Here is a 23,916-nt window from a genome sequence, read left to right on the forward strand (position 1 = left end):
AATTAGGCGGCTTGTTTCTGATATTTTATCGGCGACAAGCCGCCTAATTTTGTTTGAACGAGTTCTGTGTTGTAATAATTAATCCATTTTTTGATTTTTACAATTAATTCCTTAGAGGAATCGAAGTGTTCAAGATTACCAATTTCTACTTTTAATTTGTTGAAGAAACTCTCAATACAAGCCATTATCTAGGCAACAACTTCTCCGTGACATACTTTGCGTAATTTTAGCCTTTTTAAGCTCAATTCGCCATCGACGATGGCGATACTGCCAACCCTGATCAGTATGAAGCATCAGCTTATAACCGGTTTTAGGTAATTTAAGCCGAAGCTCTTCCAATGGTTTGATCGCAAATTTTAAATCAGGACTTTTATTTGCGATTGAATAAGTCAAAATTTGATTGTTATATAAATCCATAATTGGTTCTAGGTAAACTTTTTCTCCGTTTTTAACTTTAAATTCCGTTACATCTGAAACCATCTTTTGATATGGTCGATTACTATAAAAGCGACGATGTAATTTATTTTTAACGCGTTTTCCTTCGGGACCCTTAGAGGAGTCATATTTTTTAGTTTTTTTCGTGTATCCTATTCCAAAAATATTTAATTCATTCATTCATGATTCTTTTAACGCGTTTATGATTAATTTTTAGTTGATGCTCATTCTTCAAGATACCCGTAATCCGTAGGATTCCTAAGTGCTTATCTTCACTCCAAATCCGATAAATTAAGTCATTCAAGTTGATTTCTTCTGTACTATAATTTTTAAATTTACGTTTCCAATAACATAGGGTGTTCATATTGATTTGAACCACTTTTAAGATATCAACTAATCTAAATTCGGCCTCGAGTTGGCATAATACTTGTGCTTTTTGTCGATTGGTTGCTTCATCGAGGCGAGTAATTTTAACGCTTTATTTTTAATCCGAAGTTCTAAATTTTCTTGTTCTAATTGTCTAATTTTATTTTGTTCTGGAGTTAATTCTTGATGGTTTTTCTTTGGTTTTGTCATTTTGGGTTTCCGTCCTTTTTTTAAAGACAATAACCCATTTGGACCATTTTGGCGATATATTTTTTCCCATTGAGAAATTTGGAATAACCCAAGATATCCAAATTTTTCAGCTACCTGAGTATAAGATGCGTTGTTTCTGATTTTCCATTCAGTAAGTTTAATTCTAAATTCGGCATTTACTTTTGGTGGGTTAAACAATACATCTGAGCCGAAGGTTCTAAACCCATTAATCAACATGCTAAGTGCCATACGATGGAATCCATATTTTTCTCTTATATATTTACGGGACTTACTCCCATAGAAATATTCCACCATTGCTTCATACTTTATTTCTTTTGAAATTTTAGTCATAAAAATACCCCATAAGTTAAAGTTTTAACTTTAACTTATGGGGTATAGCTCAAATCCTAGTGGGACTCAAGCCTTCTTTGTTAAAAATCAAGTTATTTTTCGCTGTGCGTTGCTTTCTGCTTTGTAAATGCGTTATATTGGATGTCTAACAAAACAGCTTCGCCGCCGATTAAAAGCAACAGTCCCATCCAAAGGCTGGTATCAGTGGTAACCATCATGTAAATAGCATATCCCAAGTAAATGATGGGTAAAATGAAACCGAGAACAGGGAACTTAATCTGTCTAGATAATAACAATTGTAGCAAGATGATGACAATGATAACTAAAATCCACATAAAAATCTCCTTTGGTAGTGTGAGTTTAATTATAGCATAGCTAATCTAAAATTTAATTATTTTACGATAATTGTTAGTATTTAATTAACATTCATTTTAGAATATGGTTGCATTACTAATGCAGGTTCTGTAACTTCCCATTGATCTGAATTCGATGCCATTTCCGGTTCTTTTCAAAGAAAAACATAAAGAGGTAAAGACAGAAAATGCCTGTCATCATGCCAACCACAAAGAAAAAGGTCGGGACAAGCCAACCATTTAATTTGAATTGAGTGTGAGTGATAAGCATCAAGCCCCAACTAATTGAAAAAATAATTGCTAAAATAGTATTGATCTTTTTAAACTTCATTTGGCAAAAGTTGTAATAGTTTTTAAAGATGGAAATTCGATAGGCATCTCGATATTTCTTTAATTTACTTCTTGAATAATCATCAGCTCCAAAAAGATAAAAAATTTAAAATCCCAAATTGATAAGTAGAGTAATTTAGGATTGTTAGGATTCATAAAAAGAATAACTAACAATACGAAGGTTGAAATTAAAGTCAAAATACCAATGATAAAGATAATAATAAAACACAAGATATAGTTATAATGATAAAGCTGTTCTAAACTAATTGATTTTTTCATCAGTGCCTTCTTTATAATGAGAATAGTTTAATTAGATATTTGTAAAAACTAGGAGGTCTAGGAACATGGATATTAAAAAAGAAAGCACACGGGCAGATGGAGAAATGGCAGTACAGAAACGGGATTCGTTTACTAGTACCGATTTGAAAAGTTCATTATGGGAGGTTGTTGGCGATTTAATTGGGAATGAAAAATTACCAGAAGCTCATACGATTGCTGAATTGAATCGCCTGCTTAATTTAGACTAGAGTGGTATGAATTAAATCTAAAAATACCCACCAGCCGGGACATTTTGTCCCGTTCTGATGGGTATTTGTTTTTAAACGAACCTATTTTTGATTCGTGTTATTCATAATCAGCATGGGGAGAATCAACGGCCGGCGTTCCGTCTTTTCGTAGAGAAAGTTTGACAGTTCGTTCACAATTACTTTTTTAATCGTTTTTTCACTGGCGTTTTTATTGTTCATGGCGCGGCGAATGGTTCGAAAGACGAGCTTGCGTCCTTGATCCAACAGTTCACCGGATTCACGCATGTACACAAAACCACGTGAGAGCAGGTCGGGACCAGATTGAATTTCACGGTCCTTCAAGTTAATCGTAGCCACAACCACGACCAGACCTTCTTCGGAGAGGAGTTGGCGGTCCTTGATGACCTGTTCGTTAACGGTGTCAACTCCGTTTCCATCGATGTAGACGTCACCAGCCGCAAAGTTACCGGCCATCCGAGCGCTATCTTTTGTGAGCGCTAATACGTCACCGTTTCTGAGAATGAAACAGTGATCCTTGGGAATCCCACATTGTTCAGCGAGCCCCATGTGGATCTTTTGCATCCGGTATTCACCGTGAATCGGGACGAAAAACTTCGGTTTCATCAACCGAATCATCAACTTTTCTTCTTCTTGACCACCGTGCCCTGAGGTATGGATGTGGTTTTCGTAACCTTTGATAACCGTGGCTCCAGCTTCTTCGAGTTCATTAACCACCCGATTAACGCTTAACACGTTTCCGGGAATGGGGTTACTCGAAAGCACCACCGTATCGCCTGGTTCGATGGAAACCTGACGGTGGGTTCCGTTGGCAATCCGGGATAGGGCGGCCATTTGTTCTCCCTGCGAACCGGTACATAAAATCATGACCTTGTTAGCAGGCAGAGACTTCAGTTGGTTGGCGTCCACAAAGGCCTTATCAGGAACCTTGATGTAGCCCAATTCGCGTCCGTTCACCACGGCTGCTTCCATACTGCGGCCGAAGACGGCAATTTTTCGTCCGTTTTTATAGGCTGCATCGATAGCCGTCATAACCCGCGAAAGGTTTGAGGCAAAGGTCGCAAAGATAATTCGACCGTCAACTCGTTTAAAGATTTTCCGGACTGAATCACTAACGTAACGCTCGGACTTGGTCCAAATTGGCTTTTCAGCGTTGGTACTGTCAGCCATTAGGCACAGCACGCCTTCCTCACCGAGTTTGGCCATCGCCTGTAAATCGGGAGGGGTGTTTGTGACGGGTGTCAAGTCGAACTTGTAGTCTCCAGTTTCGACAATCACACCATCCGGAGTGTGCACGGCTACTCCTAAAGCGTCTGGAATGGAGTGAGTCGTCCGAAAGAACGAGACGCTGGTCTTCTTAAACTTTAAGACCGTCTTTTCATCAATGGCATGGAGTTCCGTTTGTTTTAACATCCCATGCTCTTCCAGTTTGCCCTTGATCATAGTCAGGGCGAGCGGACCGGCGTAGACCGGAACGTTAATGGCTTTTAAGATAAAGGGAATGCCCCCGATGTGGTCTTCGTGACCGTGGGTAATGACAAGGGCCTTAATCTTTGCTTGGTTTTCCACCAAATATTGATAATCAGGAATAACGTAATCAATCCCGAGTTGACTGCTTTCTGGAAACTTAATTCCAGCATCAATCAAGATAATTTCATCCTGAAATTGGACCCCGTAGGTATTCTTTCCAATTTCACCTAAACCACCAACGCCATAAATCGCCGTTTCGTTGTTTTTGACGTTTAGTTTACTCATTATTTATTAAACTCCGTAATTTTAAAATCTGGTTCTTGTTGTTCGAATTCAAGGTGCTTACCAGCTAGTGGTTGGATGAATTCAATGAGGTAATCAGTGTTTTTAGCAATCAAATCACGCACTTCAGCTTGCGTTTGGGCGTCTAAATAGAGCGCCTTCGTTGCTTCCCGTTTAGAGTTAGACTGTGGGTTTGGTTGGTATAATACTTTGTAAATCACAATTAGTACTCCTTTAATCATTTCATTATTTTTTGTGTCGAACTGTTCGTTGGTAGACCAACTCCTGCTTAAATTTTATCATAGATTGTGAATCAAGTATATATCGAGCGTTTTCTGGTAAAATGGGAGCAGGAATGTTGAACGAATGGAGAACGACTAATGAAGACGATAATTGAACTAGGCGTGGGAGTTTTAATTGCCCTGACGATTTACAACGTGTTGCACCACTTTTTGGTGACGTTGCCTAACCAACGCCACCAACAGACCGTCAAACAAGTGGTGGATCAGGAAGTGCGGGCCATGTTACAGCAGTTTCAAGTGACAACCGGGCCACTGAAACTGGGAGAACTGGACCATTCAGAAGTTTTAGACGGAGTGTGGGGTCGGGGAATCATGGTGTTTGAATACCGCTGTGCCCTTGAGAATAATCCGGGCGAAGAAGAAACTACGCAACTCCTAGCAAGCACCTTGGAAAAACAGGCGCGATCCGATGGTTATGTGACCCCTAGTGGTCGGTCGCGTTTGTTGGTGACCGATTGTTGGATTAATCAATCACAACTATCCTTTGATGTAGCCGATCTGGCTAATCGTGCCACCCAAGAATACGTGACTGATTTACATCGGTTAGATAACTAAAAAGAGTTTCCCCTTTGTTGCAATGGGGAAACTCTTTTTGTTACTCAATAAAAATTTCGTTTGGTTCCTGGGCAAATGGATCCTGTTTGTTGATGTGATCGTAAAAGAGGGTCCCATGTAGGTGGTCAATTTCGTGTTGAACGATGATTGCTGGGTAGTGTTTGAGCCGGACCTTGTGCTTTTCTCCGTCTAAATCTTGGTACTCAACGGTAATTCGGTCGGCACGGGGCACGTAACCCGGAATATCTTTGTCAACGGAAAGACATCCTTCTCCCACGGACAAAGCAGCTTGTTGCACCGAATTAGAAACAATCACGGGGTTCACCATGATAGCTTTAAAGGGAGATGCTTGTCCTTCTTCTTCCGGGGGAGTTAGTACGGCTGCCATCAACTTGGAAATGCCAACCTGGGGAGCGGCTAAGCCGACTCCAGCCCGTAGGTGATGTTTTTTACACTGTTCTTCGTCTTGACTGATTTCTAGGTATTCCATCATATTTTCTCCAAGCTCACGATCTGATTCGCTCAGAGGGAACTTGACCGGGGCGGCTTGCTGGCGCAAGACGGGGTTACCATCCCGGGTGATATCTTTCATTAAATACAAGGTAAGAGCCTCCATTTGTTGTGATAATTCGTATTTCATTATAGGCTAGCGAGCGCGTGCTTGCAAAATAAATCTTAGCGACCTTTTACGAAAAACTTTGCAAAATCTTAACTTAATGTTAGGTTATTACTATCTAAAAAAGGACATGTTGAACTAATCTTTAGGAGATGAGAAGAATGCAAGCTCCAATCTTAATTAAAGGCAATCCCACGCGGGTTCATCAACTGACAACGGCTTTAGCAATGATGGATCTACCGGTCACATTACTTTGTGAGGATCAAGATGAGAATGCAGAGCTCTTGGGGACTAGAGCCTGTCGTCATTTTCGCTTGGAAGCGTTGAAACCAGATGCCGATTTGAGTATGATTGATACCCTGATTTATTTGCCGGCACTAGATTTTTATGCGCAATCAGAAACGGATGCCACTAAGATTGCGCCGTTGCTAGCTCCAGAGATTGATGAACTCCGGACGATGACTAATGATGTGATGGAGCGCGCCTTTCAGGGGAAAATCATTGTGAATGCGCCCCACGACGAGGTCTTTTTGTACTTTTTAGCGTCCTTTTCCGGACTAGACGTTAATAAGTTGATGGGGGTTGGCAACGTTCCGGTGGGATTGATGTTACGGGAACAATTGATTGATAATTTTAAGGTATCTGACGAAGATGTGAATGTGAGCGCGTGTGGTTTAAACACCAATTGTGTCCTAGCGTGGAATCGCATTTACGTTGGCTCGTCTTCGCTCCTTTCCTACGTGGCTAGTCCGACTAACAACTATGACACGGACCTGATTGGTAAGGTGCAACAAACCGTAACGGATCCTCAGGTGGTGGTTAATCCGGTGCTGCAAATTCAAGCAATTGTAAAACTGTTGGCGTGTCTGACCGGCGCTGAATCCGCGGTGCACGCTGTTGTTAGCTTGGAAAAGAAGAGTGACCAAATTGCGCTCAACCAAATGCCGAAGTTGGTAAATTGCAGTGGCCTAGCTCATGAGTTGCCGTTCAAGTTAGCTGATGCTGAAGCTGACGAATTAGACTATAATTTGAACTGGTCAACAGAAATTATTGAACAGATTAAGAAGGAACGCCAACATGAAGAAGCGCACTAACGATATCTATAGCTATCCCATTGTGGAAGACTGGTCTAGAGCTGAACTACTCGAGGTGACGGAGTTTTTCAGAAACATCGAGCGGGCCTACGAACAACCACACGGGGTTCAGCGTGAACAACTAATGCAGAGTTACCAACGCTTTCAGGATATTAATCCGGCCCGGACAGAGCAAAACCAGTTGCGGCTCGAGTTTGAACGTAATTCCGGATTCGATATTTACCAGGTACTCAAGCAAGCGGGGTCCAATCCGAATGCCAAGTGGATTAAAATTGATTAGTTTGACGGTTTATTAATTAATGTGCTATGATTAATCGTAGTTTTAACAGCGAATAGAAGAGCATCAAACGATTTTGACATTGTTAATATGGAAGGCGGAGAGGCTGTGACGGTGTCACGGCTTTTTCTCTGGTGTGACGATTGACTTGAGTTGTTGGCTTTTTTACTGCTTTGAAGGAGGAACCACATTTGAAAACAAGAGATGATATTAGAAACATCGCCATTATTGCCCACGTTGACCACGGGAAGACGACCTTGGTGAACGAACTTCTAAAGCAATCCGATACTTTGGATGGCCACGAACAAATTCAAGACCGGGCCATGGACACGAACCCGATTGAACGGGAACGTGGAATTACGATTTTGTCAAAGAACACGGCCGTTAAGTACGATGGCAAGCAAATTAACATTTTGGATACGCCCGGACACGCCGATTTCGGTGGAGAAGTGGAACGGATCATGCGGATGGTTGATGGAGTGCTTCTGGTAGTTGATGCTGCTGAAGGAACGATGCCCCAAACGCGGTTCGTTTTGAAGAAGGCCTTAGACCAACACTTAACTCCAATCGTGGTAATCAACAAGGTTGATAAGCCCGGCGCTCGTCCGGATGAAGTGGTTGACGAAGTGTTAGACCTCTTTATCGAACTGGGTGCTGACGAAAGTCAATTGGATTTCCCAGTTGTGTACGCTTCCGCGATGAACGGAACTTCCAGTCTCGATTCAGACTTGGATACGCAAGAACACACAATGAAGCCAATCTTTGACACCATTTTGAACAACATTCCGGCTCCAATCGATAACTCAGACGATCCACTGCAATTCCAAGTTGCTATGTTGGATTACGATGACTTCGTTGGTCGAATTGGGATTGGTCGGGTCTTTCGAGGTAAGATCAAGGTCGGCGACAACGTGGTCGTAATGAAGCTGGACGGCTCCCAACAAAAATTCAGGGTAACTAAGATCATGGGATTTGTGGGCCTGAACAAAGTTGATATTACCGAAGCTAAAGCCGGAGACTTAATCGCAGTTTCTGGGATGGAAGACATTAACGTTGGGGAAACGGTGGTTGCTCCAGATGCTTTAGAACCACTTCCAATCTTGCGGATTGATGAACCAACGATGCAGATGACCTTTGGAACGAACACGTCTCCATTCGTCGGAAAAGACGGAAAGTTTGTGACTGCTCGGCAATTAATTGATCGACTCGAACGGGAATTACACACCGACGTTTCTTTGCGAGTGGAAGAAACTGACGATCCCGGTGCTTGGTTAGTATCTGGTCGTGGGGAACTCCACTTGTCAATCTTGATTGAAACTTTGCGGCGGGAAGGTTACGAATTACAAGTATCCCGTCCTGAAGTTATCTATAAAGACGTTGACGGTGTGAAGTGTGAACCATACGAATCTGTGCAAATTGATACGCCGGAAGAATACTCTGGTTCTATCATTGATACCCTTTCCCAACGTAAAGGGGAAATGCAGAACATGGAAAGTGCCGGTAACGGTCAAACTCGGTTGAGCTTCTTAGTTCCTTCGCGAGGATTGATTGGATACTCAACTCAGTTCCTATCATTAACCCACGGATACGGAATCATGAACCACAGTTTTGAGAAGTACGCTCCCGTAGTTAAAAACTGGGACCCCGGCCGTCGAAACGGTACTTTAGTTTCAATTAACTCTGGGAAGGTGACGACTTACGCCATCATGGCCATTCAGGATCGGGGGAAGATCTTTACTGATCCAGGAACGGAAGTTTACGAAGGAATGATTGTGGGAGAAAACTCCCGGGATAACGATATCTCTGTTAACATCACAAGAGGTCGGAACCAAACGAACGTCCGGGCCGCTGGTTCAGAAGATATTGCCAAAGTTAAGGCTCCTGTGCACTTGACGTTGGAAGAATCACTAGAATTCTTGAACAGTGATGAACTTTGTGAAGTAACGCCTGAACACGTTCGGCTTCGCAAACGGATCTTAAATACAAATGAACGGGAAAAAGCTGCCAAGAAGCAAAAGCATAACCGTTAATAAAACGAAAAAGAACACCATTCAATGGTGTTCTTTTTTGTGTGCAAAAGTGAATCTGAAATTATGGATGGTTTTCTTAATGAAACTGCGCTCGTTTATAGTACAATAAAAGTACTGAAATCAAAAAAGGAAGCCGGAGAACGAACGATGAAGAAGTTTTTTAAGGGACTAGATTGGTATTTATTTTTTCCATACTTGCTACTTTGTGGGATTGGAATTGTGATGGTCTATTCTTCTAGTGCGGGCATCGGACTGACCCACGGGGGTTTTGCCACCACCTATATGCATAAACAAATTGGTTTTGTCATTGTGGCGATGCTATTGATGTTTCTAATGTATCGCATCAACATTAGGTTTTTCCAACACATTTATACCATCATGGGTTTTAGTGTCCTACTGGTAATCTTACTGCTGGTCGTTTTTTTTATTAGTAAAAAAATTAACGGAGCAGCGGGATGGATTAGCCTGGGGCCAATCAACCTGCAACCGGCCGAGCTCTGTAAGTTTTACTTCATCATTTACTTCGCAAATCTTTTTAACAAGCGGTCGCGCTTCATCGCCCAGGAGGGTCTCTGGCGGGCAACGACTTATAACTGGAAACCGTTGCTATTGCCGGTTGCCATTTTAATCTTGATTCTGATTCAACCAGATACGGGGAACTTTGCCATTAACCTCTTCATCATCCTCATTATGTTTCTGGCTGCTAGTACGGCCCCCAAACTTGTCGTGGGGGTGATTGGTTTTGGCTTGCTGTTACCACTAGTGTTATTGCATTTCTTGGGAGAATTTATCATTAAAATTGCTGATAACAGTCATAGTTATCAGGCGCAACGCTTTGTTTCATTTGCCGATCCCTTTTTGCACGCCCAGAGTTCAGGGCAGCAGTTAATTAATTCTTACTATGCAATTAGTAATGGAGGGTTGTTTGGCCGCGGGCTCGGGAACTCGATTCAAAAAATGGGCTACCTGGCGGAACCGAACACCGACTTTATTTTACCGGTCATCTCAGAAGAACTAGGTTTGGTTGGGGTGATTGTGATTATGTTGTTACTCTTCATCATTGTGGCGCGAACAATTAAAATTGGAATTCGCACTACGAACATTTATTACAGTACGATTTGTTATGGGACAGCTGCTTACCTGCTAATTCAGACGCTCTTTAATGCCGGTGGAGCAGTCGGATTTGTTCCCCTGACGGGAGTGACGCTTCCGTTTATTAGTTACGGAGGTTCCAGTATCATTACCTTAAGTCTGTGTTTGGGACTCGTGATGAAGATTAGTCATAATGAGCAATCGATTCGGGAAAAACGCACGTCTCGATTGCACGCCTTACAAAATTAGGAGGGAACAACCGATGGAAAAACGAACGGAATTGTTACTATCTTTATTTTCTGTGAAGCAGGCTAAAACGTTGCAACGGTTTGGTGATCTTCGGTATGTTTCGCGCCGGATGCGCTATGCCATTTTGTACGTTAAACAGGGTGAAGTGAATAAAATCATGCACGAATTAAATCAGCTGCGAATGGTTAAAAAGGTTGAAGTTGCCCCTACACAAATCCTTGCGTTTCAGTTTGAGGACTTAAACCAAGCGGCGGAAGGAGAACGATAGGAATGCGGATTATTGCGGGCACTTACGGCGGACGTAAACTTCATCCGGTTCCTGGGAATAAAACTCGGCCAACTACCGATAAGGTTCGAGAATCAATCTTTAACATGATTGGACCATATTTTCAGGGAGGAAATTTTTTAGATCTCTTTGCGGGATCTGGGGCAGTAGCGCTTGAGGCACTTTCCCGTGGGATGCAAGCGGCAGTCCTAGTTGATCGTCAGTTTGCGGCCATAAAAACAATCAAACAGAATGCGACTATTATCACTGATCAAGACCAGTCTGTCCGGGTGTGGAAGATGCCAGCTGAGCATGCTTTACAGAAGCTGGCCCAAGCACAAGAACGGTTTGATATCATTTTTTTGGATCCGCCGTATGCGCAACAACAAATGGTGAAACAGCTAGCGGAGATTACTGAGTTGCAGCTACTTCGACCAGGAGGATTGGTGATTTGTGAAACTGACCGCACGGCTGAATTAGGAGAAATTCCTGATTACGATTTGGTGCGGCAAAAGGATTACGGCTTAACGTTAGTAACGATTTATCGGGGAAAGGAGCCGGCAGCATGAAAACAGCAGTGTATCCCGGCAGTTTTGATCCGTTGACTAATGGGCATTTGAACATTATTACCCGGGCCAGTGCAATTTTTGATCATGTCATTGTGGCAATTGGAACCAATCCCAGTAAAAAAAGTTTGTTTTCCGTTTCTGAACGGATGGACTTAATTAAGGAAAGTACCGACCACTTAACTAACGTCAGCGTGGCTAGTTACAGCGGCTTGACTGCAGAATTCGTGAAGGCGCAACACACTAACATTGTGGTGCGCGGGACTAGGGATTCTCGCGACTTTGTGTATGAACAAGAGATTGCTAATCTAAATGGTTTATTGGATGAACAAATTGAAACCATTTTATTGTTTGCAAACCGCGATTACGAATTAATTTCATCATCAATGGTAAAGGAAATTAATTCGTTTGGCGGTGATGTGCATAAGTTTGTACCTGCTCCGGTGGCACGAGCTTTGCAAGGAAGGAGAGATCATGCGTAAGTTTTGGCAAAAGAATAAAAAGACCGCCTCTGCCTTTATCGTGGCAGCCTTCTTGGTCTTTGTACTCTGGTTCTGTTTCTGGCCCCTTAATAAGGTGGTAGAAGCTCCGGGTGAAGCAATTAACATCCAACCGATGGTGAAAATTCAAGGGGAAAAGCCCCTGAAAAATAACGAATTTATGATTACAGCCGTTTCAATTTCGCAAGCTCGGCCGTACTCGTATGTTCAGAAATTATTTGATCCCCACATTGACATCCAGAATCAAAATGATGTTACCGGCGGACAAAATAATGCTGATTTTAACAACGTGCAAAAGGTCTACATGGATAGCGCAATTAACAACGCGATTACCGTTGGTTATCAACACGCACACCGACCGGTGGTCAAGAGTTATCACGGGGTGTATGTACTAAATGTGTTTCCGCAGTCAGACTTTAAGAACAGCCTCCGTCCGGCAGACTTAGTTGAGTCTGTGAACGGTAAACAGTTAACTAAGAGCACTGAGTACGTGAACTACATCAAGAGTTTGCCAAAGAACGCCCCGTTGACGATTACCTTTAAACGAGATGGGCGCCAGATGATGGTGAAGGGTCACAAGCGTGAAATCGTGAAGGGCTTTAATGGAATTGGGATTACGATGATTGATGATATGTCGATTAAGACTAATCCAGCCGCTCAGATTCAACCCGGCCAAATTGGAGGGCCTTCTGGTGGTTTGATGTTTGCACTCCAAGTTTACAGTCAGTTAACGCATCACAAGTACAACATTAAAAAGATTGCCGGAACGGGAACCATTGCAACTAACGGTCAGGTTGGAGAAATCGGTGGGGTTGATAAGAAAATCATTGCTGCTCACAAGAGTGGAGCTCAGGTTTTCTTCTGTCCGTATGTAAAACCAACCAAGATGAATTTAGCTTTGGAAGAAGGTCACAAGACTAACTATCAAGTTGCTAAAGAAACGGCTAAGAAGTATGCTCCGGGAATGAAAGTAATTCCGGTTACTTCTTTTGACGAAGCATTGCATTACCTAGAAAATCACTAAGCTAAAAGCTAACTTTCTGAACGGAAAGTTAGCTTTTTTGCGTACTTAAAAAAGAGAAAGGGGTGGAACAATGGAAAGAATCAGTGAATGGTGGGAACAACAGTCGTGGCAGATCAAGACCGGAATGATAGCGCTGGCATTATGTTTAGGATTGCTTGGGGGAGGATGCTGGTGGCTGACCCACCAAGCCTCTCAAACGGTACCGCTGACTAATGGGATGCAGGCAACTTCAACGACCGGTGCTAAACTTAAACCGGCCACTAGTAAGGAAAAGAAAATCAGCAACGTGATTGTAGATGTAAAGGGAGCCGTGAAGCAGCCGGGCGTTTATCGGGTGGCGCCGGATACCCGGGTGGATAAAGTTATTCAACTTGCGGGAGGTTTTTTAGCGAGTGCGGATGCTAACCAGGTTAATCTGGCACAAAAGGCAACGGATCAAAGTATTTTGTACGTTCCTAATCAAGGAGAGCAGCCACCGGTGGGTCCAGCACCCAATGCAGCGATTACTAGTTCAAAAGAATCTGCATCTTCGACAACGGGTGCAAGCTCAGGTGGTAGTAAAATTAATTTGAATCAAGCCGATGTTACTCAATTGCAATCGATTTCTGGAGTTGGAGCTAAAAAAGCCGAAAAAATTATTGCATATCGGCAACAAACGGGTTCGTTTAAAACGGTCGCAGACTTAAAAAACGTCCCCGGATTTGGCGCGAAAACAGTTACTCAATTACAAGATTCTTTGACCGTTTAAGCCCTTGAGTAGCCGTTTTTTGGTATACTGAAGCCATTCAAAGCTACAAATGGAGGTAAAGTGATGAAACAGAAACGAATTCCGTGGGATCAATACTTTATGTTGCAGGCAATTTTAATTTCCAGTCGGAGTACCTGTGAGCGCTTATCCGTCGGAGCGGTGTTAGTGCGCAATAAACGAATTATTGCCGGAGGCTATAACGGATCAGTTTCTGGTGATGATCACTGTCTCGATGTAGGGTGCTACTTGGTAAATGGTCACTGTGAACGCACGATTCATGCTGAAATGAACGCAATTTTGCAGTGTTCTAAATTTGGAGAAGCAACTGATAATGCTGAAATTTACGTCACTGATTTTCCGTGTTTACAATGTACCAAGATGCTATTACAGGCCGGGATTAAAAAAATTAAGTATCTGCGCGAATATCACAATAACGAGTATGCAGAACGACTTTTAAATAAAGAAGCTGTGGAGGTCGAAAAAATCAATCTTGACCCTCAGCAGTTACAAAATTTACCCTTTGCTGATTATCTTTCCGTTGATTAAAAATTAAACCAAATTTTTTTGTTTTTACGGCTAGCCTATGGGCCGTGGTAATGTGGACCATCATGGTTGATGTAACTAGTGGCTTAATTGCTACGGGAGTGGTCTTATGGCGCATTTGGCGATTGCGCATGCGCCATTTTTGCTTACTAAATCTGTTAAGTTTGCTCCTGCCATTACTAGTTGGTTGGCATGCGCAACAAACTAATCAACACGAGCAACAACAGATTCAAGAGCTGGCGGGAACGGTACGGACAATCAACTTGTTTGTATTTCCGGATCAAGTGGTGAACACGAAAGCTGGTGTAAAAGGGATAGGGGAATTAGCTAACCACCAACGGATTTCGTTTCACGGTCGGGCACTAAAACAGGCGACTGTTCTCCACACGTCGGACCGTCTTCGTCTTCAAGTTCAAGGAACCATTAGCCCAGTTCAATCGGCCTCTAATTGGGGGGCGTTTGATGGGCTGGGCTTTGCTCGCAGTCTGGGAGTGAGCGGAGACTTACAGGTCAGTGAGATTCAAAAAATTCAACGAGCTCCGACTAGTAGTTTAACTGGTTGGCTTCATCGCTGGCGCAGTTGGGGGATTGCACAGGCGAAGAAGATGCCCCGGCAGTTACGAAATTATGTCCAAAGTTTGCTGTTTGGGGATCGAACTGCCGATTTTCGAACTAGTAGTACCGGAATTAAGAAGTTAAATCTGATTCATCTCTTTAGTTTAGCTGGCATGCACGTGTATGTGCTTTTAAACCTGTGGATGTGGTTAGCAACGGTGTTACATTTACGGAAGGAAACCGCAGAGGGAGGAGCGATGCTACTGTTACCTCTTTATTGTGGGGTAGCCGGAGGTGCGATCGGGTTATTCCGCGCTACTCTGACCGTGGAACAACGGTATTGGATGCGACGATTGCGATTTTCAAGCGGTGGGATGGACTATTGGGCGCTGACATTGATGCTTTGCTTACTATTAAATCCGTGGGCCGTGGCTCAATTAGGCTTTCAACTTTCCTTTTTGCTGTCGTTTACGATGTATCACTGTCGTACGGCTGGTAATCTGCAAAAGACGCTGATTTTAAATTTGGTGAGCTTACCGCTCCTCTTGTACTACTTTTACGAATGGCACTGGTTATCATTAGTTGCCAACGTGATTTTCGTGCCTATTTTTACTGGCTTTTTGTTTCCATTGCTTTTATTGAACTACGGGTGTCAACTTCTCTTTCAAACTACCATCTGGGGCACAGAAACATTACTTCAATGGTTTAATCAGATTACGAACTGGTTAAGTGTAGCGCCGGGGAGTGTTTCGTTTGGACAACCGCCTGGTTGGACAGTGATCTTAGCAACCGGATTAATTTTTATTCTCATCGAAAAATGGAGCTGGAAACGAGCCATAGCTTTGATAATATTGGTTGGCTGCACGTTTTTAATGATTCATCTGCCGCTTACAGGAGAAATCAGTTTCTTTGACGTGGGTCAGGGAGATAGTATCCTAGTGCGCGAACCGTTGAATCGGTCGGTTACTTTGATTGATACTGGTGGTAAACCTAATTTTTTTGCCAAAGAAGGACAGCCAACCGTCCACTTGGCGCCAACGACAACAATTCCCTACCTAAAAAGCCAGGGAATTAGCCGGATTGATAATGTTTGTTTGAGTCATCAGGACGCCGACCACATCGGGGATTTGACCAGTTTTCTTGATGAAATGACCGTCAAACGAGTTTACATCCCCTGGGGCATGGATCAAAATCAGCATTTTATGCAGAAAATGCGCCCGTACCTGCACAAAACGCAATTAATTAGCGTTAAAGCAGGTCAGACAATCCCAGAAACTCGGCTACAAGTCCTCCATCCCTTTCGACCCGGGCTAGGAGAAAATCAGGATTCCATGGTGTTATATGGAAAATTCGGGGGCCAGCGATTCCTGTTTACGGGTGATTTACCCCAAGCCGATGAATTAGAGATTTTACGCCACTATCCTCAGCTCCGGGTGGACGTGTTAAAATTAGGACATCATGGGAGTAAAACGTCATCTGCGGCATCGTTCATTCGGGCAATCGCACCGCAGATTGGGATCATTTCGGCGGGGCGCAAGAACCGGTATGGCCATCCGAACCAAGAAACGTTAGTAACGATGCGACAGAATCATGTTCACTTGTTAAATACCCAAACGGTCGGGATGATACGGTATCGATATGGTGGTTTTTTGGGCCAATCTAATTTTATAACTAAATGGAAGGATACACAGCATGGCAGTCAGTCAAATAATCACACAAATTAAAACGGAACCCCAACCACTGTACTTAGTGGTGGGACGCAGTGATTACTGGGAGAATCAAATTTTACAAAACGTGCAACAATTGATTCCTGCAGAAGAACGAACGATGAATTTTGCCACTTACGATTTAGAGGAAACCACATTAGGTGATGCTCTAAACGACGCTCAATCGGTGCCTTTTTTTGGCGAGCGGCGGGTGGTTGTTATTCAAAACGCTGCATTTTTAACGGGAGCCAAGGGAAAAACAACCAGTCAACAGGAACTTACTGACTTAGAAGCGTATTTACAAAATCCATCCCCAGCGACCGTATTAGTTGTGTTCGCGCCATTTGAAAAATTAGACAATCGAAAAAAAATTACCAAGCATTTGAAAAATAAAGCAACGGTAATTGATTTAAATACAATTTCTGAGCGGGAAACGACTAACTTTGTCCGTCAGTTTATTCAAAAACAAGATTATCAGATTGAAGCGGATGCACTAGCTGATTTATTTGCTCGGACTCAGGGCGACCTAGCTCTCATTATGAATGAACTGCAAAAACTTTTTTTGTTGTGTCGCTCTGACCGAATGATTACAGAGCAGGCCGTGGATCAATTAGTGGCGAAATCTACGACGCAAAATGTTTTTGATTTATCGGATGACCTATTAGCTGGCAAAACCAATGCGGCCATTCAGTTTTATCATGAACTCGTGGCACAGCGAGAGGATCCCATTAAGATTAATGCCCTTTTGGAATCACAATTTCGGTTACTTTTGCAGGTGAAAATTTTACAGCAGCATGGTCAAAGTCAGAGTCACATGGCGCAAACGCTTAAAGTACATCCGTATCGGATTAAAGTTGCCAGTCGGATGATTAATCGCTTTTCAATTCAATCCTTGGAGCGGGCCTTTTTGGCGCTGGTTGAAATTGAGCACAAACTAAAAAGCAGCACGGTCAATCCCGAGCTGCTGTTTGAAATGTTTGCGATTCAAATTAGTCAAAAAAACACTTAGCAATCATGCTAAGTGTTTTTTATCTTTATAAAGAGTTTTTAATCCGAGCTAAGTGCGCCTTTTTCCGGTTCGCGTTGTTAGCTTTGATGAGACCCTTTGATTTAGAGTGGTCGATGGCAGCGATGGCATCACGGTAAATTTGTTCGATATCATCTGCACCATTTACACTAGCTTTTTCAAATTTCTTGACGGCAGTCCGCATTGAGTTCTTTTCAGAAGCGTTTCGTTTGCGGGCAATTTCGTTAGTCTTCATCCGTTCGATTGCTGATTTAATAACTGGCATGTCTTATTCACCTCCACTTAGTGAAATAATCTCATCTATTCCACAGTTTAACAAGCTTAATTATACAAAATAGCGCTTCTGAATGCAATACCTGCAGTGAATTAAAGGCTGGGGGTTGCGGAACATCCTAAAAAAGTGTATGGTTAACACTGTAACTTATGCTTAGTTTTACGAGTCACTGACGTAATACTCAGAATAAGGGATAATATTAAGAAAGGTGGAAAAGCACATGGCTTTAACTAAAGAAGAAAAGACTGCAATTATTAACAAGTACGCTAAACACGAAGGAGACACCGGTTCAACGGAAGTTCAAATCGCTGTTTTAACTGCTGATATCAACGAAATCAACGAACACATGAAGGTTCACAAAAAGGATTTTCACTCCCAACGGGGATTGATGAAGAAAATTGGTCACCGTCGGAACTTGTTAGCTTACTTACGTAAGAATGACGTTCAAAGTTACCGGGAATTAATCAAGAGTCTTGGTCTTCGTCGTTAAGATTACGAAACTTCAGGGTTCTACACGTTGTGTAGGACTCTTTTTTTCTGCCTAATTATGCTTGAATATGTTACACTAGTTACTAGATATATTGGGACGGCTTGAAGCTTTTGCTTCTGAAAAGAATTTAAACTAGTAATTTGAGGTGTACATTTAATGAAAAAGAACGTTAAAATTATTCCCCTTGGTGGGGTCCGTGAAGAGGGGAAAGATCTGTTTGCGGTTGAAATCAACGGGAGCAGCATTTTTATTTTAGATTGTGGTTCCAAGTTTCCTCTCGATGAGATGTTAGGGGTTGACTATGTGATCCCTGACTTTTCGTACCTGCGTGATAACGCGGATAAAATTGTGGGAGTTTTCTTAACTTCTGGTCAATTGGATTCGATTGGTTCATTGCCTTACTTTTTAAGTGAGTTTGATGTACCGGTTTTTGGAACGGAATTAAGCATTAAGCTTGCAGAAAAATTAGTGGTGAAAAATAAAAAAGCTAAGCATTTTCATGATTTCCATGTCATTAGTGATAGTAGCGAAATCCTATTTGATGATGGAACGGTTAGTTTCTTTGGGGTGACCCATTCCATTCCTGATGCGGTAGGAATAGCCATTCAAACCAAGTTGGGCAGCGTTGTTTACACGGGGGACTTTAAGTTTGACCAAACCGTGCCCGCTGAGTATCAAGCTGATTATGCAGCAATTGCTGCAGTGGGAAAACACAAAGTTTTAGCACTATTGTGTGACTCACGGAATGCTGAAGATCAAGGAACGGTAGCTGAGGAACAAAAGGTTCGAGATTATCTCGTTGATCTATTTGATTTTCAAGCTAGTCGAATCATTGTAACGTGCTTAGCTGATCATTTACTGCGGTTACAAGAAATTATTGATGCTGCAGTTGCTACTGATCGACGCATTTTCTTTGCAAATGATAAATCAAAGGAAATCCTAGATACGGGGCTAGAACTTGGCAAAGTTACCAATCCTGACTCCCGATTGTTCGTCAAAACGGAAAAAGAATTAAACCAGTTAGCTCCAGAACAAGTGATTATTCTGCACATTGGTCAACCTGGGGAAGCGATGCGTTCTTTAGAAGACATGGCGAGTGAAAGAAATCCACGGGTCCAAATTCAAAGTGGTGATTTAGTATTGCTAGCTACTGATCCATTTCGTTCCATGGATAATGAATGGGCTAAAACTCGGGATTTAATCTACCAAGACGATGCCACGGTTGCAAGTATTGGAGAAACTTTAAACTTATCTAGTGATGCCACACGTAGTGACATTCAAATGATGACAAGCTTATTACATCCGGAGTATTTTATTCCCGTTCAAGGTGAATATCATCAGATGCAGGCGGGGGCTGAGGCAGTTTATGCAACTGGCTTTCCAGCAGATCAAGTGGTGCTTCCGGCTAAGGGTGATGTAATTGAGTTTACGGAAAAGGGGATGCAGCTTGCTCAAGCCGTTCCTGCTTCTGATACCATGATTGACGGGATTGGGGTTGGCGACATTGGTAACATCGTTTTGAGAGACCGCAGTGTTCTGGCTCAAGACGGGGTTTTTATTGCTGTAGTCACAATTGATCGTAAAAAGAAATTAATTGTAGAGAAGCCAAAGGTAACCTCTCGTGGTTTTATTTATGCTCAATCTAATCAAAAGTTGCTTAATGAGGCAGCGAATGTGGTAGAAAAAGCCGTGCGGAGCAACCTGGATAACAAGGAATTTGATTGGGGTTATCTAAAACAGGATGTTCGCGAAAAACTAAGCTCTTTCCTCTACAAAAAGACGGATCGCCGGCCAGTTATTTTGCCGGTTATTATGGAAGTTAACCAGCACCATCGGCGTTCTAAAAATAAAAAGAAAAAATAATTAAAAAGATTTGGGATCTCCCAAGTCTTTTCTTATTTTAACGGGAGGTGTGAAGATGAATGACCAACAACAGGGCCAGTTAAAGCAGGCGGAAGCAAATTTAAAGGCGGGGCAGTTTGCGCAAGCTACGACAACGTTATTGGCTCTTTATGATGAAAGCGATGATGAAGCAATTTTAGCTCCGTTAGCTCAAGGTTTACTGGGGCAACACAAAGTCACGGAAGCAAATCGGTTAATTGATGATCATTTTTCCTACTTTGTAAATCATCAGTTAGAACTCATGCTAGAGATTCTAGTTGCTGATCAGCGCTTTGTGGCTGCTCACATTATTATGGAACAACTGCCAGCGGCTCAGACTGAGAAACTGCGGGGGCAATTATACCAAGCTGAAGCAGCAACTAAACCGAATGGCAAAATTGTGCGTCAATTTAAACATCTGGGTGCTTTCCCAGTCGCAAGGCAGCGGCAAATTAGTGAACAAGCGGAGCAGTTACCAATTGATGTTTATCAAGCCGCTGTCCAACAAAATTTGCTGGATCCAGATGTTCATCCTGTTTGGCGCTTGCAATTATTAAATAATTTAATGCGGTTACGGATTTCGACGCCGTCATCTTTTTTGTGGATTGATGGAAAACAGTATCAAGCCGTTCCTAGTCAACTAGTTGATAGCACGGACAGTGCTGCTTATCACCAGCTGCTAGACTTATTAACCACTAAATATGGACAAACTGATCCAATTCAACAAGCGCAATTGCAGGCATTAATGCAGGTTGAGCTTCAAAACCTTTTTCCTTTTGTTGATCAATTAGTAGATAATCCCGAACAATGGCTCACTGAATTTGAACGACAAAGTCGGGGTGAATTACCAGAAAAAGCCACGACCACCGCGGGTAAATGGTTAAATCAAGTTGAAATGTTAATGACGAATTTAATTGATTAAAACAGGGCCTAAGTATTTACAAATTGGGACACAGTCGATATAATATGATAGTGAATTCTTTGAGGTAATCCCTTTATCTTTTCCCGTTATGTTGTATAATAGGTGTAAAGATACTTTGGAGTTATCCAAAGAACGTCTTACGAAAATCATAGGAGGGTTTCATAATGGCAAAAGAACATTACGAAAGAACAAAGCCCCACGTTAATATTGGTACTATTGGCCATATTGACCACGGGAAGACTACTTTAACTGCAGCAATTTCAAAAGTATTGTCAGAAAAAGGTTTAGCTAAGGCTGAAGACTTTGCTGATATCGATGCTGCTCCAGAAGAAAAAGAACGTGGTATTACTATTAATACTGCCCACATCGAATACGAAACTGAAAAGCGTCACTACGCTCATATCGATGCTCCTGGACACGCCGATTATGTTAAGAACATGATTACTGGTGCTGCTCAAATGGATGGTGCGATCTTAGTTGTTGCCGCAACTGATGGTCCTATGCCACAAACTCGTGAACACATCTTGTTAGCTAAACAAGTTGGTGTTGACCATATCATCGTCTTCTTAAACAAGATTGACATGGTGGATGATGACGAACTGATCGACTTAGTTGAAATGGAAGTTCGTGAATTATTATCAGAATATGGTTACGATGGGGACAATGTTCCGGTTATCCGTGGTTCTGCTTTGAAAGCCTTAAACGGTGACAAAGAAGCTGAAGCACAAATCATGAAGTTGATGGATACTGTTGACGAATACATCCCAACTCCAGACCGTGACGAAGACAAGCCATTCTTGATGCCTATTGAAGACGTATTTACGATTACTGGTCGTGGTACTGTTGCTTCAGGTCGGATCGATCGTGGTACTGTTAAAGTCGGTGACGAAGTTGAAATCGTTGGTTTAGTGCCTGACATTATCAAGTCTACTGTTACTGGTCTTGAAATGTTCCGTAAGACCCTTGACCTTGGTGAAGCTGGGGACAACGTTGGTGTCTTACTTCGTGGTGTTAACCGTGATCAAGTTGTTCGTGGTCAAGTACTTGCAGCTCCTGGCTCAGTTAAGACTCATGAAAAGTTCACTGCCGAAGTGTACATCATGACCAAAGAAGAAGGTGGACGTCACACTCCATTCTTCTCAAACTACCGTCCACAATTCTACTTCCACACTACTGATGTTACTGGTGTGATTGAATTAGATAAGGACAAAGAAATGGTTATGCCTGGTGATAACGTTACGTTCCACGTTGAATTAACGAAGCCAGTTGCCATTGAAAAAGGAACTAAGTTCACTATTCGTGAAGGTGGACACACTGTTGGTGCCGGTACTGTTACTGAAATCGATGACTAATAGTTCTCTTGAGAAAGGCCGAAGACGTTGTCTTCGGCCTTTTTCTATTGCTGTAAATGTTTACATTTAGACGGGGATACGTTAGAATGGGAATGTATCTTAATTACTTGAAGAAACGTTTGTTTTTTCATGTTGGAGGAATTTAAATGGCAGATTGGTTAAAAAAAGAAGCAAATAAAGGCGAATTAAAATTTGAAATTGGTTTAGACGACATTAAAACTGGTTTAGACCAAGCCTTTAAAAAGAACAAAAAGAATCTTAACGTTCCTGGTTTCCGGAAGGGAAAAGTTTCTCGTCATGTCTTTGATCAAATGTACGGTGAAGAAGCTTTATACCAAGATGCACTTAACATCTTACTTCCAGAAGCTTACGCTGGGGCAGTGGCTGATGCTGGCATTGAAGCAGTTGGTCAACCACAAATTAGCGTAGAATCGATGGAAAAAGGGAAACCATGGGTTTTAAAAGCTGAAGTGAGCGTAAAGCCCGAAGTTAAATTAGGTGAATATAAAGGGGTTTCTGTTCCAAAACAAAACACCCGTGTTTACAAAAAAGACGTTGATGCTAAGTTAGAATCAATGAGAGAAAACCAAGCTGAATTAGTCTTAGTTGACCGTCCTGCTAAAAACGGTGACACGGTTACGATTGATTTTGATGGTTCCATTGATGGAGACCACTTTGAAGGTGGCAAAGCTAACAACTACTCTCTAGAACTTGGCTCTGGTTCCTTTATTCCTGGCTTTGAAGATCAATTAGTTGGCCACAAAGCTGGCGATGACGTACAAGTTAAGGTAACCTTCCCGAAGGATTACCAACAAAAAGACTTAGCAGGTAAGGAAGCAATCTTTGACACTAAGATTCATGAAGTTAAAGAAAAGCAATTACCAACCCTTGACGATGAATTTGCTAAAGATGTTGACGAAGACGTTGATACTTTGGACGAATTAAAAGACAAGGTTAAAAAAGAATTAAAGGAACAAAAAGAAACTAGTGCTCACGACGCATTACAAAATGATGCCGTGAAGGTTGCTGTTGCTAATGCTACGGTTGAGGATATCCCTCAAGCAATGCTTGATGAAGACGTTCAACGGCAAATGGATCAGTACTTAGCTGGAATTCAACAGCAAGGAATTTCAGCTGACATGTACTTCAAGTTAACGGGAACAAGTCAAGATGATTTGAAGAAACAATTTGAATCCGGAGCTCCTGAACGAGTTAAGACTAGCTTAGTTTTAGAAGCCATTGTTAAGGCTGAAAAGATTGAACCAAGCGACGAAGAAGTTGAAAAACAAGTGAAAGACTTAGCTGAACAATACGGGATGAAGGAAGAAGCCGTTCGTGGTGCTCTTTCTGATGACATGTTGAAGCACGACATTGCCATTGAAAAAGCCGTTGATTTGATTACTGATGATGCTAAGCAAGTGGATGCCAATTCTAGTAAAGACGATGACAAAGAATAATTAATTTTATCATTTTAAAAGATCATGTTGATGTTGATCAACATGGTCT

At 42.2% G+C, this 23,916-nt stretch carries 28 protein-coding genes; 19 read left to right on the plus strand and 9 right to left on the minus strand.

Going from position 1 to position 23,916, the window contains the following annotated elements; genetic code table 11:
- Positions 1-2: 2 nt before the first annotated feature.
- The 5 genes from M3M39_RS07485 to M3M39_RS03925 form a co-directional block, all read right to left on the minus strand.
- Complete coding sequence (locus M3M39_RS07485) at positions 3-185, minus strand: IS3 family transposase (protein ID WP_420842992.1); 183 nt, start codon at positions 183-185, stop codon at positions 3-5.
- Positions 172-615, minus strand: coding sequence for a DDE-type integrase/transposase/recombinase (locus tag M3M39_RS03915; protein ID WP_252796574.1), 444 nt, complete (start codon positions 613-615; stop codon positions 172-174). Before M3M39_RS03915 ends, M3M39_RS07485 begins: the two co-directional genes overlap by 14 nt.
- Positions 608-799 (minus strand): IS3 family transposase, encoded by a 192-nt coding sequence (locus tag M3M39_RS07490; RefSeq protein WP_420842993.1) that lies wholly within the window; start codon positions 797-799, stop codon positions 608-610. The genes M3M39_RS03915 and M3M39_RS07490 overlap by 8 nt, the downstream gene beginning before the upstream one ends.
- A gap of 29 nt (positions 800-828) precedes the next feature.
- Entirely contained in the window at positions 829-1,362 is a 534-nt protein-coding gene (locus M3M39_RS03920) for a helix-turn-helix domain-containing protein (RefSeq protein ID WP_252796575.1), read from the minus strand.
- A 92-nt stretch (positions 1,363-1,454) separates the two neighbouring features.
- A complete protein-coding gene (locus M3M39_RS03925) occupies positions 1,455-1,697 on the minus strand; it encodes a hypothetical protein (RefSeq protein WP_252796576.1) in 243 nt (80 codons plus the stop codon).
- Positions 1,698-2,389: 692 nt separating this feature from the next.
- On the opposite strand from M3M39_RS03925, the gene M3M39_RS03930 reads away from it, so the two are divergent.
- Positions 2,390-2,572, plus strand: coding sequence for a hypothetical protein (locus M3M39_RS03930; RefSeq protein WP_252796577.1), 183 nt, complete (start codon positions 2,390-2,392; stop codon positions 2,570-2,572).
- Between the two features lie 81 nt (positions 2,573-2,653).
- Here M3M39_RS03930 and rnjA read toward each other — a convergent pair whose 3' ends face one another.
- Positions 2,654-4,345 carry a ribonuclease J1 gene (gene rnjA, locus M3M39_RS03935; protein ID WP_252796578.1) on the minus strand — a complete coding sequence of 564 codons (1,692 nt, stop codon included), beginning with the start codon at positions 4,343-4,345 and terminating at the stop codon, positions 2,654-2,656.
- Positions 4,345-4,563, minus strand: coding sequence for a DNA-directed RNA polymerase subunit epsilon (locus tag M3M39_RS03940; protein WP_252797963.1), 219 nt, complete (start codon positions 4,561-4,563; stop codon positions 4,345-4,347). The genes rnjA and M3M39_RS03940 overlap by 1 nt, the downstream gene beginning before the upstream one ends.
- 159 nt (positions 4,564-4,722) lie before the next feature.
- Between M3M39_RS03940 and M3M39_RS03945 the strand changes: the two genes are divergently transcribed.
- Positions 4,723-5,199: a hypothetical protein gene (locus M3M39_RS03945; RefSeq protein WP_252796579.1), complete on the plus strand. Its 477-nt coding sequence runs from the start codon at positions 4,723-4,725 to the stop codon at positions 5,197-5,199.
- A gap of 40 nt (positions 5,200-5,239) precedes the next feature.
- Here the strand turns inward: M3M39_RS03945 and def are convergent, their stop codons facing one another.
- A complete protein-coding gene (gene def / locus M3M39_RS03950) occupies positions 5,240-5,800 on the minus strand; it encodes a peptide deformylase (protein WP_252796580.1) in 561 nt (186 codons plus the stop codon).
- Positions 5,801-5,976: 176 nt separating this feature from the next.
- On the opposite strand from def, the gene M3M39_RS03955 reads away from it, so the two are divergent.
- The 12 genes from M3M39_RS03955 to holA all read left to right on the plus strand — a co-directional run bounded on the left by M3M39_RS03955 (position 5,977) and on the right by holA (position 17,473).
- Positions 5,977-6,909 (plus strand): lactate dehydrogenase, encoded by a 933-nt coding sequence (locus M3M39_RS03955; RefSeq protein WP_252796581.1) that lies wholly within the window; start codon positions 5,977-5,979, stop codon positions 6,907-6,909.
- Positions 6,893-7,189, plus strand: coding sequence for a UPF0223 family protein (locus M3M39_RS03960; protein WP_252796582.1), 297 nt, complete (start codon positions 6,893-6,895; stop codon positions 7,187-7,189). The genes M3M39_RS03955 and M3M39_RS03960 overlap by 17 nt, the downstream gene beginning before the upstream one ends.
- A 188-nt stretch (positions 7,190-7,377) precedes the next feature.
- Positions 7,378-9,216: a translational GTPase TypA gene (typA, locus tag M3M39_RS03965; RefSeq protein WP_252796583.1), complete on the plus strand. Its 1,839-nt coding sequence runs from the start codon at positions 7,378-7,380 to the stop codon at positions 9,214-9,216.
- Positions 9,217-9,363: 147 nt separating this feature from the next.
- Positions 9,364-10,557 carry an FtsW/RodA/SpoVE family cell cycle protein gene (locus M3M39_RS03970; RefSeq protein WP_252796584.1) on the plus strand — a complete coding sequence of 398 codons (1,194 nt, stop codon included), beginning with the start codon at positions 9,364-9,366 and terminating at the stop codon, positions 10,555-10,557.
- A 13-nt stretch (positions 10,558-10,570) separates the two neighbouring features.
- Complete coding sequence (locus M3M39_RS03975) at positions 10,571-10,825, plus strand: YlbG family protein (protein ID WP_252796585.1); 255 nt, start codon at positions 10,571-10,573, stop codon at positions 10,823-10,825.
- Positions 10,826-10,827: 2 nt separating this feature from the next.
- Positions 10,828-11,391: a 16S rRNA (guanine(966)-N(2))-methyltransferase RsmD gene (gene rsmD / locus M3M39_RS03980; protein ID WP_252796586.1), complete on the plus strand. Its 564-nt coding sequence runs from the start codon at positions 10,828-10,830 to the stop codon at positions 11,389-11,391.
- Complete coding sequence (gene coaD / locus M3M39_RS03985) at positions 11,388-11,870, plus strand: pantetheine-phosphate adenylyltransferase (RefSeq protein ID WP_252796587.1); 483 nt, start codon at positions 11,388-11,390, stop codon at positions 11,868-11,870. Before rsmD ends, coaD begins: the two co-directional genes overlap by 4 nt.
- The gene (locus tag M3M39_RS03990; protein ID WP_252796588.1) at positions 11,863-12,912 is read left to right on the plus strand and encodes a SepM family pheromone-processing serine protease; all 1,050 of its coding nucleotides are present in this window, start codon (positions 11,863-11,865) and stop codon (positions 12,910-12,912) included. The genes coaD and M3M39_RS03990 overlap by 8 nt, the downstream gene beginning before the upstream one ends.
- A 70-nt stretch (positions 12,913-12,982) precedes the next feature.
- Positions 12,983-13,660: a ComEA family DNA-binding protein gene (locus M3M39_RS03995; RefSeq protein ID WP_252796589.1), complete on the plus strand. Its 678-nt coding sequence runs from the start codon at positions 12,983-12,985 to the stop codon at positions 13,658-13,660.
- Between the two features lie 63 nt (positions 13,661-13,723).
- Entirely contained in the window at positions 13,724-14,206 is a 483-nt protein-coding gene (locus tag M3M39_RS04000) for a ComE operon protein 2 (protein ID WP_252796590.1), read from the plus strand.
- Positions 14,207-14,256: 50 nt separating this feature from the next.
- Complete coding sequence (locus M3M39_RS04005) at positions 14,257-16,482, plus strand: DNA internalization-related competence protein ComEC/Rec2 (protein WP_252796591.1); 2,226 nt, start codon at positions 14,257-14,259, stop codon at positions 16,480-16,482.
- Positions 16,451-17,473, plus strand: coding sequence for a DNA polymerase III subunit delta (gene holA, locus M3M39_RS04010; protein WP_252796592.1), 1,023 nt, complete (start codon positions 16,451-16,453; stop codon positions 17,471-17,473). Before M3M39_RS04005 ends, holA begins: the two co-directional genes overlap by 32 nt.
- A 25-nt stretch (positions 17,474-17,498) precedes the next feature.
- On the opposite strand, the gene rpsT is transcribed toward holA, so the two are convergent.
- Entirely contained in the window at positions 17,499-17,756 is a 258-nt protein-coding gene (gene rpsT, locus M3M39_RS04015; RefSeq protein WP_252796593.1) for a 30S ribosomal protein S20, read from the minus strand.
- A 229-nt stretch (positions 17,757-17,985) separates the two neighbouring features.
- On the opposite strand from rpsT, the gene rpsO reads away from it, so the two are divergent.
- The 5 genes from rpsO (at position 17,986) to tig (ending at position 23,867) form a co-directional block, all read left to right on the plus strand.
- The gene (rpsO, locus tag M3M39_RS04020) at positions 17,986-18,255 is read left to right on the plus strand and encodes a 30S ribosomal protein S15 (RefSeq protein ID WP_252796594.1); all 270 of its coding nucleotides are present in this window, start codon (positions 17,986-17,988) and stop codon (positions 18,253-18,255) included.
- 156 nt (positions 18,256-18,411) lie between these two features.
- The gene (locus M3M39_RS04025; protein ID WP_252796595.1) at positions 18,412-20,118 is read left to right on the plus strand and encodes a ribonuclease J; all 1,707 of its coding nucleotides are present in this window, start codon (positions 18,412-18,414) and stop codon (positions 20,116-20,118) included.
- 55 nt (positions 20,119-20,173) lie between these two features.
- Complete coding sequence (locus tag M3M39_RS04030) at positions 20,174-21,058, plus strand: hypothetical protein (protein ID WP_252796596.1); 885 nt, start codon at positions 20,174-20,176, stop codon at positions 21,056-21,058.
- Between the two features lie 164 nt (positions 21,059-21,222).
- Positions 21,223-22,410, plus strand: a complete 1,188-nt coding sequence (gene tuf / locus M3M39_RS04035; protein ID WP_252796597.1) for an elongation factor Tu — start codon at positions 21,223-21,225, stop codon at positions 22,408-22,410.
- 146 nt (positions 22,411-22,556) lie between these two features.
- On the plus strand, positions 22,557-23,867 hold the full coding sequence (gene tig, locus M3M39_RS04040; RefSeq protein ID WP_252796598.1) for a trigger factor: 1,311 nt from the start codon (positions 22,557-22,559) through the stop codon (positions 23,865-23,867).
- Positions 23,868-23,916: the final 49 nt, after the last annotated feature.

It is taken from the genome of Fructilactobacillus hinvesii, from assembly GCF_024029435.1.
GTDB classification, from domain to species: domain Bacteria; phylum Bacillota; class Bacilli; order Lactobacillales; family Lactobacillaceae; genus Fructilactobacillus; species Fructilactobacillus hinvesii.

What these genes read in the sequence shown, in the direction of transcription:
- M3M39_RS07485 (WP_420842992.1), bottom strand. Translation starts at nt 185, where the DNA reads ATGGCTTGTATTGAGAGTTTCTTCAACAAATTAAAAGTAGAAATTGGT.
- M3M39_RS03915 (WP_252796574.1), bottom strand. Translation starts at nt 615, where the DNA reads ATGAATGAATTAAATATTTTTGGAATAGGATACACGAAAAAAACTAAA.
- M3M39_RS07490 (WP_420842993.1), bottom strand. Translation starts at nt 799, where the DNA reads ATGAACACCCTATGTTATTGGAAACGTAAATTTAAAAATTATAGTACA.
- M3M39_RS03920 (WP_252796575.1), bottom strand. Translation starts at nt 1,362, where the DNA reads ATGACTAAAATTTCAAAAGAAATAAAGTATGAAGCAATGGTGGAATAT.
- M3M39_RS03925 (WP_252796576.1), bottom strand. Translation starts at nt 1,697, where the DNA reads ATGTGGATTTTAGTTATCATTGTCATCATCTTGCTACAATTGTTATTA.
- M3M39_RS03930 (WP_252796577.1), top strand. Translation starts at nt 2,390, where the DNA reads ATGGATATTAAAAAAGAAAGCACACGGGCAGATGGAGAAATGGCAGTA.
- rnjA (WP_252796578.1), bottom strand. Translation starts at nt 4,345, where the DNA reads ATGAGTAAACTAAACGTCAAAAACAACGAAACGGCGATTTATGGCGTT.
- M3M39_RS03945 (WP_252796579.1), top strand. Translation starts at nt 4,723, where the DNA reads ATGAAGACGATAATTGAACTAGGCGTGGGAGTTTTAATTGCCCTGACG.
- M3M39_RS03955 (WP_252796581.1), top strand. Translation starts at nt 5,977, where the DNA reads ATGCAAGCTCCAATCTTAATTAAAGGCAATCCCACGCGGGTTCATCAA.
- M3M39_RS03960 (WP_252796582.1), top strand. Translation starts at nt 6,893, where the DNA reads ATGAAGAAGCGCACTAACGATATCTATAGCTATCCCATTGTGGAAGAC.
- M3M39_RS03970 (WP_252796584.1), top strand. Translation starts at nt 9,364, where the DNA reads ATGAAGAAGTTTTTTAAGGGACTAGATTGGTATTTATTTTTTCCATAC.
- M3M39_RS03975 (WP_252796585.1), top strand. Translation starts at nt 10,571, where the DNA reads ATGGAAAAACGAACGGAATTGTTACTATCTTTATTTTCTGTGAAGCAG.
- rsmD (WP_252796586.1), top strand. Translation starts at nt 10,828, where the DNA reads ATGCGGATTATTGCGGGCACTTACGGCGGACGTAAACTTCATCCGGTT.
- coaD (WP_252796587.1), top strand. Translation starts at nt 11,388, where the DNA reads ATGAAAACAGCAGTGTATCCCGGCAGTTTTGATCCGTTGACTAATGGG.
- M3M39_RS03990 (WP_252796588.1), top strand. Translation starts at nt 11,863, where the DNA reads ATGCGTAAGTTTTGGCAAAAGAATAAAAAGACCGCCTCTGCCTTTATC.
- M3M39_RS03995 (WP_252796589.1), top strand. Translation starts at nt 12,983, where the DNA reads ATGGAAAGAATCAGTGAATGGTGGGAACAACAGTCGTGGCAGATCAAG.
- M3M39_RS04000 (WP_252796590.1), top strand. Translation starts at nt 13,724, where the DNA reads ATGAAACAGAAACGAATTCCGTGGGATCAATACTTTATGTTGCAGGCA.
- M3M39_RS04005 (WP_252796591.1), top strand. Translation starts at nt 14,257, where the DNA reads ATGTGGACCATCATGGTTGATGTAACTAGTGGCTTAATTGCTACGGGA.
- holA (WP_252796592.1), top strand. Translation starts at nt 16,451, where the DNA reads ATGGCAGTCAGTCAAATAATCACACAAATTAAAACGGAACCCCAACCA.
- rpsT (WP_252796593.1), bottom strand. Translation starts at nt 17,756, where the DNA reads ATGCCAGTTATTAAATCAGCAATCGAACGGATGAAGACTAACGAAATT.
- rpsO (WP_252796594.1), top strand. Translation starts at nt 17,986, where the DNA reads ATGGCTTTAACTAAAGAAGAAAAGACTGCAATTATTAACAAGTACGCT.
- M3M39_RS04025 (WP_252796595.1), top strand. Translation starts at nt 18,412, where the DNA reads ATGAAAAAGAACGTTAAAATTATTCCCCTTGGTGGGGTCCGTGAAGAG.
- M3M39_RS04030 (WP_252796596.1), top strand. Translation starts at nt 20,174, where the DNA reads ATGAATGACCAACAACAGGGCCAGTTAAAGCAGGCGGAAGCAAATTTA.
- tuf (WP_252796597.1), top strand. Translation starts at nt 21,223, where the DNA reads ATGGCAAAAGAACATTACGAAAGAACAAAGCCCCACGTTAATATTGGT.
- tig (WP_252796598.1), top strand. Translation starts at nt 22,557, where the DNA reads ATGGCAGATTGGTTAAAAAAAGAAGCAAATAAAGGCGAATTAAAATTT.